Raw genomic sequence first — 12,640 nt, forward strand, 5'->3', positions numbered from 1 at the left:
GCTACAGCGGCGCAAGCGCATCGGAGACCGCGAGCATGCCCGTCGAGAGTTGGACGAAGCCGGAAGAGACCCCGGCACTCGCCGCCACCGCCACCGCGATGATCGACGCGGCCCTCGTCGGCTCCGGCCTCGCGCGCGACGCCTACTGGGCCGCCGTGCGCAAGGGCTACAACACGCCCTACAACGATCCCCAGCCCAAGCCGGCCCCCGCGCCGACCGCGCCGCAACCCCCGGTGCGGATCGACCTCGGCGAGGCGCCGGCTCTGCCGGTCGCGGCGATGGCGGCCCAGAATGCCGCCGCCGAGATCCACGCCGGCTGACGGCGCCGGGCGGCGCCGATCCGGGCGGCCCGAGACCCCATCTTGCCGAAGCGGCGCGCAGGCTTCATGACTCCCGCGTACGGTGCCGGTGTCGCGCCGACCGAGCCCTCGGCGCGCCCGGCGCGCCGGCCAGCCGACCGGGAAGTGACGATGCGTTCAGCCCTCTGCCTGCTCCCGCTCGGCGCGCTCGCGCTGACGTGCCTGCTGCCCGCCGGCAGCGCACCGACGGTTGCGCGGCTGCTCGGGATCTCGGCGGCCTCGGCGCAGGAGGCGGAGGCGCCGGCCGCCGCCTCCCACCGCCGCCGCAGGGGCGGCCGCGAGCGGACGCCGAAGGAAGCGCCGACCCCGCCCGGCATGCAGCAGGCGACGCCGGTGGCGATCTTCGGCGACTGGAACGTGTTCGCCAGCGGCCAGGGCAAGACCCGCCTGTGCTACGCCATCGCCCAGCCGCAGACCCGCTCGCCGGCGACGCTCAAGCGCGACACCGCCTACCTGTTCGTCACGGTGCGCAAGGGCGAGAACGTCCAGAACGAGATCGCGGTGATGCTCGGCTTCCCGTTCAAGCCCGCGGCCGCCCAGGCCAGGCCCGGCGCCGCCGCCGCCCCGAGCGACCCGGCGATCACCCTGGGCAGCGCCCGCTACGGCCTCGTGGTGAAGGACGGCAACGCCTGGCTCCAGAACCCCTCGGAGGAGGCCCGCGTCGTCTCCGAGATGAGCGGCCGGGTGCCCAAGCTCCTGGTCAAGACCATCTCGATGCGCGGCCGGCCGACCAGCGACGAGTACGCGCTGGCCGGCTTCGGCGAGGCGATGAAGCGCACCCGCGAGGAGTGCAAGTAAGGGGGGATCCTCCCTCCCCCCCTGAAGCGGGGAGGGAGAGAAGGGTAGCCCCCCTCAGACCGCGGCCGGCCTGCCCCCGCCCGGTCGGGCGCCCGACACCCGGGTGCGGGCCCGGAACCGCTCGCGGGCGGCGCGGGCGGCCTGCTCGGTACTGCGGAACACCGTGCCGTCGAGCTCGTCGAAGGCACGGGCCGAGGAGAAGAAGCGCACCCCGCCGGGCTCGGGCACGGCGATGCCGGCGGCGATCTCGCCCACCTCGATGATCCGGGTCGGCGGCGGCTCCGCGTGCAGGCGGTTGCGGGCGCGCTGGGTCAGGTGGTCGGCGAACAGGTCGTGCGTCGGGGCGGCCTGCGCGGCCGGATGAAGCTGTGGCATGACGGATGTCTCCCGGGGCCGGTCGCGATGCCGGCGGTGCTGGGCGGTCGGATCGTCTGTCGGCGCGCGAACGTCAGCCGCGACAGCAACCACGAGGCCGGCGCATACGCGCGCCGTGCACGGGGAGAGCGGGGGTCGAGGGGTATCGGATCACGGTAGGAGTCCTCCTGACGTTGAAGGACCGCAGGACGGCGTCGTCCGGCAGTGCTTTAGCGTTTGATGACGCGGCGCAAGCGATGCTCCTCAAATCACCGCGGTCGGCGATGCTTGGCATCGCCCGACCTCGCTAAGATGGAGATCTGCCGGCGCGGCGTCAAAGGAAGCCGTTTCCGTTTTTTTGCAGTTTTCGGGCACAAACCCGCGCCGCCGTCCCGGGCGGCAGCCCGATCCTGCCTCAGCCCTGCGCGCCGATCGCCGCCAGGCTCGCAGCGAGGTCGCGGTGGTCGCGATAGACCCGCGCGGCCCCGGCCGCGAGCAGGTCGGCCCCGTCGCGGTCGTGGCCCCAATGGCCGCCGCCGGTGAAGCCGAGCACCCGCATCCCGGCCGCCCGCGCGGCGGTGACGCCGGGCACGCTGTCCTCGATCACCAGGCAGGCGTCGGGCGAGACCCCCATCCGGGCGGCGGCGTGCAGGAACAGGTCGGGAAACGGCTTGCCGCGGGCGACCTCGACCGCCGAGTAGATCCGCCCGTCGAACAGCGGCAGCAGGCCGGTGAGGCCGAGCGAGTGGCGCAGCCGCACGGGATCGCTGCTCGAGGCGACGCAGGTCGGCAGCGAGAGGGCGGCCACCGCCTCGGCGATCCCGGCCATGGCGCGCAGCTCCGCGTCGAAGATCGCCAGGGTCTCGGCCTTCACCGCCGCGACGAACCCATCGGGCGCCGTGACGCCGTAGTCGCGCGCGACGTGGCCCATGATCGAGGCCATGGAGGTGCCGGCGAAGCGCGCCCGCACGGTCTCGACGTCGATCGCGACGCCGATGCGGTTGAGCCCGGCGGTGAGGCAGGCGAGGCTCAGGGGCTCGCTGTCCACCAGAACGCCGTCGCAATCGAAGATGACGAGGGCCGGTGGCACCGGGGCCTGTACGCGGATGGTCACGGGTGGTCGGTTCCTGTCGCCGGGGCCGCCCCTGTGGCACGGCGGGCGCGGGCGCGGCAACCGCTTGCGCGGCGGGGGCGGGGCTCGTACGCCCTCCGGACCGGCCGACGCGCGTGCTCCCGAGACCCGACGATGTTCCGTTTCCTCCTGCGCCTCCTCGGCTTCGTGCTGCTGGCCGGCGGCTTCGTGGCCCTGGTCTACGACGGCGCCCGCTCGGTCGCCAACAACGGCCTGCGGATCACGCCGCTGAGCGAATTGCTGTTCACGCTGTTCAAGGACAAGGCGAGCGCGCTCCAGGCCACGGTCGAGGGCGTGGCGCCGTGGCTGTGGAACCTCGCGGTGCTGCCGCTCACCCTGGCGCCGGCCTCGCTGCTCGGCCTCGGCCTCGGCGCGGTGCTGCTCTGGCTCGGGCAGCCGGCGCGCGAGCCGATCGGGTTCCTCACGCGCTCCTGAGGCGACCGGCCGCTTCATCAACCGGGCGGGCGACCCCATATACGGGTTTGACGCGAACCCGCCGCCCGAAGGATGCCCGATGCTGCAGATGTTCCGCAAGAAGGCCGAGATGCCGAGCCCGGCCGACGCGCTGCCCGGCCGCCCCGATCCGCTGCCGACCTCCGAGACCCACTTCGTCAACGGCAACCCGCTCAAGGGCCCGTACCCGCCGGGCACCGAGACGATCGGCCTCGGCTTCGGCTGCTTCTGGGGCGCCGAGCGCAAGTTCTGGCAGCTGCCCGCGGGCGTGTTCGTCACGGCGGTGGGCTACCAGGGCGGGTACACCCCGAACCCGACCTACGAGGAGGTCTGCTCCGGCCGCACCGGGCACAACGAGGTCGTGCTGGTCGCCTTCGATCCGGCGGTGCTGCCGCTCGAATCCGTGCTCAAGACCTTCTTCGAGAGCCACGACCCGACGCAAGGGTACCGCCAGGGCAACGACGTCGGCACGCAGTACCGGTCCGGCATCTACCTCACCGATCCCGCGCAGGAGGCGACGGCCAAGGCCGTGCGCTCGGCCTACGCCGCCGCGCTGAAGGCCCGCGGCTTCCCGGACGTCACCACCGAGATCGTCTCCGGCCAGACCTTCTACTTCGCCGAGGCCTACCACCAGCAGTACCTGGCCAAGAACCCGGCCGGCTATTGCGGCCTCGGCGGCACGGGCGTCGCCTGCCCGATCGGGACCGGCGTGGCGGCCTAGCCTCCCGCAAACGCTAGCGGCCGAACGCGGACCGCGCATCGCGTTCGGCTTCGGTCGCCGCCGACCCCGCCTCGCAGGGCCGCGGCCGCGAGGCGGGCGCTCCGCCAAGCCGGCGTCCTCGGGCGACGAAGCCTTGCGTTGACGATGCCGCGCGGACCTTCGCCCGACGGCCGGGCTCCCCGATCGAGGACGACCGCTCCGGCGTTCGATCGGACCTATCGGGCTCGATGTGCGTCTCTGGTCGGATCCGGTTCGCCTTCCTGCCTGCCTCGACGATCCCGCCTCAGGTGTCTTGCGCCGATCCACGGCGAATCCTGCCGATCGTCGAGCCTCCGCGGGGCACCCGTCGCGTCGCCGGCCGGCCTTTAACCAAGCCCTTCGAAGCGGCTTGTCGAGACTCGGACCGCCTGCAATCGTCGCCGCGCCCTGCATCCGAGGGCGAACGTGATCGATGCCGTCATGCGCCGCCTCCACTGCATCGATTCGATCCGCGGCTTAGCCGCCTTGGCGGTGATCTACGCCCATACCGTCGAATTCGGTCTCAGGGCTCAGCTCGGGCCGTCTCCGCTGGAGCGAGACCTGCTCGGGCACCTGACCGCGTATCTCGACGTCGGCAAGATCGCGGTCACGCTGTTCTTCGCCGTCTCCGGCTTCGTCGTCCCGTTCTCGCTCTTCAAGCCGAGCCGCCGACCGGTCCTGGCCTTCGCCGTCTCGCGGTTCTTCCGCCTCTATCCCGCCTACTGGCTCTCGATCCCGTGCGGCCTGCTCGTCCTGTTCGTGTGGGCCGGCCGCGACGTGCCGAACCTGCTCGTGCCGGCCAACATGACCATGCTGCAGCAGTTCCTCGGCGTGGAGAACATCATCGGCCTGTATTGGACGCTCCAGATCGAGCTGATCTTCTACGCCATCTGCGTGGGGCTGTTCGTCATCGGTCGCCTCGACGACCGCACGGGTGCCGTGGTCTGCGCGCTCTCGCTCATCGCGGCCGCCGTCGTCCTGGCCGGCCTGCGCTTCCATCTGGAACGCAAGTTCCCCGTGGCGGTGCCGCTCTCGCTCGCCGTGATGTTCTGGGGCCTGTGCCTGCGCTACCATGTCTTCGAGCAGCGGGCGGGCTGGGGCTCCCCATCGGCCCTGGTGACGGCGGCGCTGATCCTCGCCGTGCCACTGGTGTCCGTGCTCGCCTACAATCGCGACATGGGTTTTCACGAGAGCTGGGTGAAGTACGTCATCACCTACTGGCTGGCGATGGCGCTCTTCGCGCTCCTCGCCGTGAAGGTCAGGATCGAAGGACGGGTCTTCGTCGGCCTCGGTGCGATCAGCTATTCGATCTACCTGTTCGGGCCCGTGGTCCAGGTCGTGCTCGAGCACGCGCTGGCGGGATACGAGCCGGTCGTCCCGGTCCACGTCTTCGCCGCGGCGACCGCGCTCGTGACCGTCGGCGTCGCGACGCTGATGTATCGATGGATCGAGAGGCCGGCGATCGCGCTGGGCCGCCACGTCGTGCACCGGTTCGGCGACCGACCCCGCCTCGGGGAATCGGCGGTCGCCGTTGCGGCCGCCCCGAACCGTCGGCTCGCCGGCTAGCACCCTTTTTGCGATCCTCGTATCACGGAACGAGCACCGGCTCATGGCGTGGTCGCATTGTCGTCACGCGAGGCGGTATCCGCCACGCTCGACCCTGCTTCAGGACGTCCGCTCCACCGCGATCGCCGTCGCCTCGCCGCCGCCGATGCAGAGCGCGGCGATGCCGCGGCGGCCTCCGGTGCGGGCGAGCGCGGCCAGCAGCGTCACCACGATGCGGGCGCCCGAGGCGCCGATCGGGTGGCCGAGGGCGCAGGCGCCGCCGTGGACGTTGACGCGGTCGGGCTGCAGGTCGAGGTCGCGCATCGCGGCCATGGCCACCACCGCGAAGGCCTCGTTGATCTCGTAGAGGTCGACGTCGCCGGCCCGCCAGCCGACCTTGTCGAGCAGCTTGCCGATCGCGCCGATCGGCGCGGTCGAGAACCAGGCCGGCGCCGCGGCGTGGCTCGCGTGCCCGCGGACGATGCCCAGCGGCGCGACGCCGCCGCGCTCGGCCTGCGACCGGCGCATCAGCACCAGGGCCGCCGCCCCGTCCGAGATCGACGAGGCGTTGGCCGCCGTCACCGTGCCGTTGGGCCGGAAGGCGGGCTTGAGGGTCGGGATCTTCTCGGGCCGGGCCCGGCGCGGGCCCTCGTCGGTCGCGGCCCCGCCGACGGGGACGATCTCGTCGGCGAAGGCGCCCTCCGCCGTCGCGCGGGTGGCGCGGGCCAGCGATTCGAGGGCGTAGGCGTCCTGCGCCTCCCGCGTGAACTGGTAGGCTTGCGCGGTGTCCTCGGCGAAGGTGCCCATCAGGCGGCCGCGATCGTAGGCGTCCTCCAGCCCGTCCAGGAACATGTGGTCGAGCATGCGCCCGTGGCCGAGGCGCTGGCCGCCCCGCGCCTTGTCGAGGAGGTAGGGCGCGTTCGACATCGATTCCATGCCGCCCGCCACCACGGTCCCGGCCGAGCCCGCCGCGATCATGTCGTGGCCGAGCATCAGCGCCTTCATGCCCGAGCCGCAGACCTTGTTCAGGGTCGCGCACGGGGTCGCCTCGGACAGGCCGGCCCCGAGCGCCGCCTGGCGCGCCGGCGCCTGGCCGAGGCCCGCCGGCAGGACGCAGCCCATCACCACCTCGGACACGCCGTCGGCGGGAAGCCCGGCCCGCGCCACCGCCGCGCGGATCGCCGCGGCGCCGAGCTCCGGGGCCGCCACGCGCGCCAGCTCCCCCTGGAACGCGCCCATCGGCGTGCGCGCCGCCCCCGCGATCACGATCGGATCGGACATCGTCGCCTCCCGTGCCGGCCTTCGCCTGATGCGGCCATTCCAGTCCGGCGGCGGTGGGATGTCCAGCCTGGGTGGTGCGGCGGGCTTGCGCTGCCCACCGCGCCGGCCGTCATGCGTCCGCGTCGCGGCCGGAAACAACGCAGGTCCCCTCTCCCGTGCGGGAGAGGGGGCCGGTCGGCGCCTCGAACGATCTGTCCGGGTCGCCGCAGCGAAGGATGGGAAAACGAAAAGGCCGGCTCCCTTCCGGGAACCGGCCTCGCGATCCGCGACGGGCGGAGCGATTCAGCGGGCGGGGCCGCCCGAGGTCGCGCCGGCGTTGGGGGCCATCTTGTTGGTCTGGTCGGCGTTGCCGCCCTTGGCGGAGTCGACGGCACCGGCACCGGGGGTCGCGCCCATCGCGCCGGCCGGGCGGGTGGCGGTGCTGCCGGTGGTCATCGCGCCGCCGGCGCCGGGTACCGTGTCGCGCGGGCCGCCGGTGGTCTGGCCGGCCTGGGGCACGGCGCGCGAGGGCTGGCCGACGTTGCCGGCATCCTGGGCGAGGGCGGGGCCTGAGATCAGGGCGCCGACGAGGGCGAGGGATGCGAGGCGCATGGAGATCCGTTTCGATGGCGTGCGATGGGACCTAGCAACGGGCGGCGGGCGCTTCCGTTCCGGTTCCACCGGCCGACGCCCCGCATCGCATCCGGATCATCCCCGCGGGATCCTGGATTCGGGCCCGGCTCGAGCCCCGCGCGGGCCTGCGGAAGACCGGTTTCGTGCCGATCCGCCGCGACGAGATCAGGCGTCGAGGCCGCCCCCCTCCAGGAAATGCTCGAGCCAGTGGATGTCGTAGGCACCGTTCTGGACGTCGGGGTTGCGCACCAGGGTGCGGAACAGCGGCAGCGTGGTGTCGACGCCGTCGATGACGAACTCGTCGAGCGCCCGGCGCAGGCGCATCAGGCACTCGTTGCGGGTGCGGCCGTGGACGATGAGCTTGCCGATCAGCGAATCGTAGTGCGGCGGCACGCGGTAGCCCTGGAAGGCGGCCGAGTCGACGCGCACGCCGAGGCCGCCGGGCGGGTGGTAGTAGGTGATGAGGCCGGGCGAGGGCCGGAAGGTCGCCGGGTGCTCGGCGTTGATGCGGCACTCGATGGCGTGCCCCTCGACCTTGATGTCGCCCTGCGCGACCGACAGGGCGCCGCCGGCCGCGACCCGGATCTGCTCGATCACAAGGTCGATGCCGGTGATCATCTCGGTGACGGGATGCTCCACCTGGATCCGCGTGTTCATCTCGATGAAGTAGAACCGCCCGTCCTCGTACAGGAACTCGACGGTGCCGGCGCCCAGATAGCCGAGCTTGCGCATCGCGTCGGCGCAGATCTCGCCGATCTCGGCCCGCATCGCCTCGTTGAGCGCGGGCGAGCCGCCCTCCTCCCAGACCTTCTGGTGCCGGCGCTGGAGCGAGCAGTCGCGCTCGGCCAGGTGCACCGCGCCGCCGCGGCCGTCGCCCAGCACCTGTACCTCGATGTGGCGCGGGTTGGTGAGGTACTTCTCCAGGTAGACCGCGTCGTCGCCGAACGCCGCCTTGGCCTCGGAGCGGGCCATGCCGAGCGCTTGGCTCAGCTCGGCTTCCGAGCGCGCCACCTTCATGCCGCGCCCGCCGCCGCCGGCCGCCGCCTTGACCAGCACCGGGTAGCCGATCTCGGCGGCGACGCGCTTGGCCTCCTCCGGGTCCTCGATGCCGCCGTCGGAGCCGGGCACGCACGGGATGCCGAGCTTGAGCGCGGTGCGCTTGGCCTCGATCTTGTCGCCCATGATCCGGATGTGCTCGGCCTTGGGGCCGATGAAGCCGATCTCGTGGTGGGCCAGCACCTCGGCGAAGCGCGCGTTCTCCGAGAGGAAGCCGTAGCCGGGATGGACCGCGTCGGCGCCGGTGATCTCGCAGGCGGCGATGATCGAGGGGATGTTGAGGTAGCTGTCGCGGGCGGCCGGCGGGCCGATGCAGACGCTCTCGTCGGCGAGCCGCACGTGCATCGCGTCGGCGTCGGCCGTCGAGTGCACCGCCACGGTCTTGATGCCGAGCTCCTTCGACGCCCGGAGGATGCGAAGCGCGATCTCGCCGCGGTTGGCGATCAGGATCTTGTCGAACATGGCAGGGGCGCTTTCGAGCGGAGGGTGCGCGGTTCGGGTGGGGACAGGCGCGCCCGACTACTCGATGACGATCAGGGCTTCGCCGTACTCGACCGGCTGCCCGTCCTCGACGAAGATCGCGGCCACCGTGCCGGCGCGGGGCGCGACGATCTCGTTGAAGGTCTTCATCGCCTCGATCAGCAGCAGCTTGTCGCCGACCTCGACCCGGGAGCCGACCTCGACGAAGGCCTTCGCCTCGGGCGAGGGGCGCAGGTAGGCGGTGCCGACCATCGGCGACGGCACGGCGCCGGGATGGGTCTTGCCGCGCTCGGGGGCGGCGCCGGGGCCGGGGCCGGGGCTCGGCACGGGCGCAAGCGCCGCCGGGGCCGCCATCGCGGCGGGCGCGGCCACCTGGACGCTCACGGGCTCGATCCGGCGGACGACGCGGATGCGCAGATCCCCCTTCTCGACCTCGATCTCGGACAGGCCGGTCTCGGTGACGAGGTTGGCGAGCTCGCGCACGAGATCGGCATCGATGGGGTCGTGCTTGGACATCGGGCCTGTCTTCTGGGGGCTTGACCTGGGATTGGGGTGACCGCCGCGGCGGCGCCGATCCGCCGGCGCGGCCGCGCGACCGGGGCCCGGATCCCGCGAAGGCGCCGGTCTTAGACGACCGGGCGCGTTCGCGACACCCTTTCTCGCCTCAGCAGGAGGCGTGGCCGCACTGGCGGACGTCGGCGATGGTCTTGCGGATCGGGTCGACGCCGACGGCGCCGGGGATGATCTCGTCGCCGATGATGAAGGCGGGCGTGCCGGACAGGCCGAGCTTGTCGCCGAGGCCGCGGTTCTCGGTGAGCGCCGCCTTCACCTCGGGGCCCTGGGCGTCCTTCTGCAGCCGGGCCACGTCGAGCCCCATCGCCTTGGCGACGTCGAGGGCCTTGGCGCCGTTCGCCCGGCCCTTGGATTCGAGCAGCTTCTGGTGGAACTCGAACAGCTTGTCGCCCTTGAGCTGCTGCTTGGCGGCGAGCGCGATCTGGCTGGCCTCGAGCGATTCCGGGCCGAGCACCGGGAAATCCTTGATCACCACGCGCAGCTTCGGATCGGCCTTGATCAGCGCCTGCACGTCGCCGAGCGCCTTGCGGCAATAGCCGCAATTGTAGTCGAAGAACTCGATCATCGTGACGTCGCCCGCCGGGTTGCCGGCGACGACGTCGTGCGGGCTGTCGAGCAACGCCTTCTGCGATTCCTTGAGCGCGGCGGCCTGGGCCAGGCGCTGGGTCTCGGCCTGGCGCTTCTCGCCCTCGGCGATCGCCTCCTGCAGCACGTCGGGGTTCTTGATCAGGTAGTCCTTGACGATCGCCTCGATCCCGGCGCGCTGCGCATCGGTGAAGGGCGCGGCCGGCGCGGTCTGCGCCCGGGCCGGGAGGCCGAGGGGCATGGCCAAGGGAACGGCCAAGGGGACGGCGAGCAGCAGCGCGCGGCGGGAGGCCGAGAGGAAACGGGAGAGAGGCATACGTCCTCGCTGGGCGGGCGCGGCGGGCGGGCCGGACCGGGGTCTGGCCGGTCCGCTATCGGCCGGGTTAGGCGTTTTCACGGCGGCGGGTCAAATCCCGTCGTGCCCGATCGAAGTTTCTCCCGCGAGGCGTCACGCCGATGATCAATCCCATCCGGGCCTTCCGGCTCCGCCCGCGCTTGCTCGCGGCGTTCGGCATCATGGCCGCGGGCGCGCTGCTGATGCCGGGCGACGACCTCGTCACCCGCCTGCTCGCCGGCTGGTGCGCCGGGATCGTGGCCTACGCGATGCTGATCGTCCACCAATCCACCGGGCAGTCGCGCGACGCCCTGCGCCTGCAGGCGTCGCGCCTCGACGACAGCGCGGCCCTGGTGACGGTGTTCACGCTGCTCGCGGCCGCGGCGAGCTTCGCCGCCGTCGGCGTGCTGGTGCTCGGCGGCAAGGCGAGCGGTGCCGGCAAGGTCTTCGACCTGACGCTCGCCGGGGCGACCGTGCTGTGCACCTGGGCCTTCGTGCAGCTCGTCTTCACGATCCACTACGCCCACGTCTACTACGGCGACGACGCGCCCGGCGAGAGCCGCGGCGGCCTCGACTTCCACGGCGACGACGCCCCCGACTTCTGGGACTTCCTGTACTTCACCGTCACCATCGGCGCGGCGGCGGCCACCTCGGACACCAACATCACCAGCAAGCGCATGCGCCGGATCGCCACCGTGCAGACGGTCTACGCCTACCTGTTCAACACCGGCGTGCTGGCGCTCGCCGTCAACATGGCGGCGGGGTTCGTCGGGCATTGAGGGGGGTTGCGCAGCATCGCCGACCCGTCCGAGGGCTGACCCGCGGCCGCCGCCCGGGTACAAGCGTCCGATGATCCCCATCTCCCGCCGTGCCGCCGCCGTCGCGCCCTTCCTCGCCATGGACGTGATGGCCGCCGCCGCCGGGAAGGCGCGCGCCGGCGAGGACGTGGTGCGGATGGAGGTCGGGCAGCCCTCGGCGCCGGCGCCGCGGGCGGTGATCGTCGCCGCGCAACGCGCGCTCGAGGGCGGCCGCGTGCCCTACACCGAGGCCCTGGGGATGCCGGAGCTGCGCGCGCGCATCGCGCGGGACTACCGCGAGCGTTACGGCGTCGCGGTGGCGCCGAAGCGGGTCGTGGTCACCACCGGCTCGTCGGCCGGCTTCATCCTGGCGTTCCTGAGCCTGTTCGACGCCGGCGCCCGCGTCGGCGTGCCCCAGCCGGGCTACCCGGCCTATCACAACATCCTCGCGGCCCTCGACCTGGTGCCGGTGCCGATGCGGCTCCGCGCGGCCGACCGCTACGCCCCCACCGCCGCGCTGCTGCGGGAGACCCATGCCGCGCACGCCCTCTCGGGCGTTCTGGTGATGAGCCCGGCCAACCCCTCCGGCACGGTGATCGGCGAGGCGGCGCTGGCGGAGCTGTGCGCAGCGGCGCGGGCGCTCGGCCTGCCCTTCGTCTCCGACGAGATCTACCACGGGCTCGGCTACGGCGTGCCGACGACGACCGCCCTGCGGTTCGACCCGGACGCGATCGTGATCAACTCGTTCTCGAAGTACCACTGCATGACCGGCTGGCGCGTCGGCTGGATGGTGGTGCCCGACGCCCTCGTGCGCCCGATCGAGCGGCTGGCGCAGCACCTCTACATCTCGGCGCCCACCCTCTCGCAGGTCGCCGCGCTCGCCGCCTTCGACGCCACCGAGGAACTCGACGCGGTGCGCGACGGCTACGCCCGCAACCGCGCGATCCTGCTCGACGCGTTCCCGGGCCTCGGCCTCGGGCGGACGCATCCGGTCGACGGCGCGTTCTACCTCTACGCGGACGTGGCCCACCTCACCAACGACGCCTCCGCCTTCTGCCGGCGGATGCTCGACGAGGCCGGCGTGGCGGCCACCCCCGGCCTCGACTTCGACCGGGAGGCCGGCCACCACCACGTCCGGTTCTCCTTCGCCGGCTCGGAGGCCGAGTGCCGGGAAGCGGTGCGGCGCCTGCGAACCTGGCTGGCGTGAGCGCGGCGCGGACGCCCCGGTCAGGCCGCCAGGACGGCGGCGTCCGCGACCGAGGCGGCGGCCAGCGCCGTCGCGGTCGCCGCCTCGAAGGCCTGGAAGGCGGCGGTCGCAGCGGTCCAGTCCTGCGCCTTCACCCCGGCGCAGAGGGCAGCCGCGCGGGCGGCGGCATCGGCGACGCCGGCGCGGACGCCGGCGGGCAGGATCGGATCGACGGTGATCGTCATCATGCCGGTATGCGGCACCGCGCCGATCAGCACCGAGGCGAGGCGGCGCTTCCAGGCGGCGCAGTCGGCCGGCAGGCGGGCGAGGGCGAGGGTGAGCGGGTCGCCGTCCAT

At 72.7% G+C, this 12,640-nt stretch carries 14 protein-coding genes and 1 pseudogene; 7 read left to right on the top strand and 8 right to left on the bottom strand.

Features of this window, described 5'->3' with window-relative positions; genetic code table 11:
* Positions 1-35: 35 nt before the first annotated feature.
* Together MKK70_RS30155 and MKK70_RS30160 are read left to right on the top strand one after the other, a co-directional pair.
* Complete coding sequence (locus MKK70_RS30155; protein ID WP_147729634.1) at positions 36-320, top strand: hypothetical protein; 285 nt, start codon at positions 36-38, stop codon at positions 318-320.
* 150 nt (positions 321-470) lie between these two features.
* Positions 471-1,157: an invasion associated locus b family protein gene (locus tag MKK70_RS30160; RefSeq protein WP_243951649.1), complete on the top strand. Its 687-nt coding sequence runs from the start codon at positions 471-473 to the stop codon at positions 1,155-1,157.
* Positions 1,158-1,211: 54 nt separating this feature from the next.
* Here the strand turns inward: MKK70_RS30160 and MKK70_RS30165 are convergent, their stop codons facing one another.
* A complete protein-coding gene (locus MKK70_RS30165; RefSeq protein WP_243937044.1) occupies positions 1,212-1,532 on the bottom strand; it encodes a hypothetical protein in 321 nt (106 codons plus the stop codon).
* Between the two features lie 394 nt (positions 1,533-1,926).
* Positions 1,927-2,625, bottom strand: a complete 699-nt coding sequence (locus MKK70_RS30170) for an HAD family hydrolase (protein ID WP_243951650.1) — start codon at positions 2,623-2,625, stop codon at positions 1,927-1,929.
* 132 nt (positions 2,626-2,757) lie between these two features.
* Between MKK70_RS30170 and MKK70_RS30175 the strand changes: the two genes are divergently transcribed.
* The 3 genes from MKK70_RS30175 (at position 2,758) to MKK70_RS30185 (ending at position 5,401) form a co-directional block, all read left to right on the top strand.
* The gene (locus MKK70_RS30175; RefSeq protein ID WP_147728517.1) at positions 2,758-3,078 is read left to right on the top strand and encodes a PetM family of cytochrome b6f complex subunit 7; all 321 of its coding nucleotides are present in this window, start codon (positions 2,758-2,760) and stop codon (positions 3,076-3,078) included.
* An 82-nt stretch (positions 3,079-3,160) separates the two neighbouring features.
* Complete coding sequence (gene msrA, locus MKK70_RS30180; RefSeq protein ID WP_243951658.1) at positions 3,161-3,817, top strand: peptide-methionine (S)-S-oxide reductase MsrA; 657 nt, start codon at positions 3,161-3,163, stop codon at positions 3,815-3,817.
* 444 nt (positions 3,818-4,261) lie between these two features.
* Complete coding sequence (locus tag MKK70_RS30185) at positions 4,262-5,401, top strand: acyltransferase family protein (protein WP_243951651.1); 1,140 nt, start codon at positions 4,262-4,264, stop codon at positions 5,399-5,401.
* Between the two features lie 99 nt (positions 5,402-5,500).
* On the opposite strand, the gene MKK70_RS30190 is transcribed toward MKK70_RS30185, so the two are convergent.
* The 5 genes from MKK70_RS30190 to MKK70_RS30210 all read right to left on the bottom strand — a co-directional run bounded on the left by MKK70_RS30190 (position 5,501) and on the right by MKK70_RS30210 (position 10,208).
* Positions 5,501-6,661 carry an acetyl-CoA C-acyltransferase gene (locus MKK70_RS30190; protein ID WP_243951652.1) on the bottom strand — a complete coding sequence of 387 codons (1,161 nt, stop codon included), beginning with the start codon at positions 6,659-6,661 and terminating at the stop codon, positions 5,501-5,503.
* Positions 6,662-6,943: 282 nt separating this feature from the next.
* Complete coding sequence (locus MKK70_RS30195; RefSeq protein WP_243951653.1) at positions 6,944-7,252, bottom strand: hypothetical protein; 309 nt, start codon at positions 7,250-7,252, stop codon at positions 6,944-6,946.
* Between the two features lie 186 nt (positions 7,253-7,438).
* Positions 7,439-8,791 carry an acetyl-CoA carboxylase biotin carboxylase subunit gene (gene accC, locus MKK70_RS30200; RefSeq protein WP_147729490.1) on the bottom strand — a complete coding sequence of 451 codons (1,353 nt, stop codon included), beginning with the start codon at positions 8,789-8,791 and terminating at the stop codon, positions 7,439-7,441.
* 57 nt (positions 8,792-8,848) lie between these two features.
* Positions 8,849-9,325, bottom strand: a complete 477-nt coding sequence (gene accB / locus MKK70_RS30205; protein WP_243951654.1) for an acetyl-CoA carboxylase biotin carboxyl carrier protein — start codon at positions 9,323-9,325, stop codon at positions 8,849-8,851.
* A 148-nt stretch (positions 9,326-9,473) separates the two neighbouring features.
* On the bottom strand, positions 9,474-10,208 hold the full coding sequence (locus MKK70_RS30210; protein WP_147729710.1) for a DsbA family protein: 735 nt from the start codon (positions 10,206-10,208) through the stop codon (positions 9,474-9,476).
* A gap of 215 nt (positions 10,209-10,423) precedes the next feature.
* Here MKK70_RS30210 and MKK70_RS30215 point away from each other — a divergent pair, with 215 nt between their 5' ends.
* A complete protein-coding gene (locus MKK70_RS30215; RefSeq protein WP_243951655.1) occupies positions 10,424-11,080 on the top strand; it encodes a DUF1345 domain-containing protein in 657 nt (218 codons plus the stop codon).
* 70 nt (positions 11,081-11,150) lie between these two features.
* Positions 11,151-12,305 carry a pyridoxal phosphate-dependent aminotransferase gene (locus MKK70_RS30220; protein WP_243951656.1) on the top strand — a complete coding sequence of 385 codons (1,155 nt, stop codon included), beginning with the start codon at positions 11,151-11,153 and terminating at the stop codon, positions 12,303-12,305.
* A gap of 20 nt (positions 12,306-12,325) precedes the next feature.
* Here MKK70_RS30220 and MKK70_RS30225 read toward each other — a convergent pair.
* Positions 12,326-12,640, bottom strand: a pseudogene (locus tag MKK70_RS30225) (hypothetical protein); the annotation flags it as partial.

It is taken from the genome of Methylobacterium sp. E-041, from assembly GCF_022829665.1.
Taxonomy (GTDB): domain Bacteria; phylum Pseudomonadota; class Alphaproteobacteria; order Rhizobiales; family Beijerinckiaceae; genus Methylobacterium.

Bases quoted from the DNA above. Each gene is read 5' to 3' on its own strand.
- MKK70_RS30155 (WP_147729634.1), top strand. From the start codon at position 36: ATGCCCGTCGAGAGTTGGACGAAGCCGGAAGAGACCCCGGCACTCGCC.
- MKK70_RS30160 (WP_243951649.1), top strand. From the start codon at position 471: ATGCGTTCAGCCCTCTGCCTGCTCCCGCTCGGCGCGCTCGCGCTGACG.
- MKK70_RS30165 (WP_243937044.1), bottom strand. From the start codon at position 1,532: ATGCCACAGCTTCATCCGGCCGCGCAGGCCGCCCCGACGCACGACCTG.
- MKK70_RS30175 (WP_147728517.1), top strand. From the start codon at position 2,758: ATGTTCCGTTTCCTCCTGCGCCTCCTCGGCTTCGTGCTGCTGGCCGGC.
- MKK70_RS30190 (WP_243951652.1), bottom strand. From the start codon at position 6,661: ATGTCCGATCCGATCGTGATCGCGGGGGCGGCGCGCACGCCGATGGGC.
- MKK70_RS30195 (WP_243951653.1), bottom strand. From the start codon at position 7,252: ATGCGCCTCGCATCCCTCGCCCTCGTCGGCGCCCTGATCTCAGGCCCC.
- accC (WP_147729490.1), bottom strand. From the start codon at position 8,791: ATGTTCGACAAGATCCTGATCGCCAACCGCGGCGAGATCGCGCTTCGC.
- accB (WP_243951654.1), bottom strand. From the start codon at position 9,325: ATGTCCAAGCACGACCCCATCGATGCCGATCTCGTGCGCGAGCTCGCC.
- MKK70_RS30210 (WP_147729710.1), bottom strand. From the start codon at position 10,208: ATGCCCCTCGGCCTCCCGGCCCGGGCGCAGACCGCGCCGGCCGCGCCC.
- MKK70_RS30215 (WP_243951655.1), top strand. From the start codon at position 10,424: ATGATCAATCCCATCCGGGCCTTCCGGCTCCGCCCGCGCTTGCTCGCG.
- MKK70_RS30220 (WP_243951656.1), top strand. From the start codon at position 11,151: ATGATCCCCATCTCCCGCCGTGCCGCCGCCGTCGCGCCCTTCCTCGCC.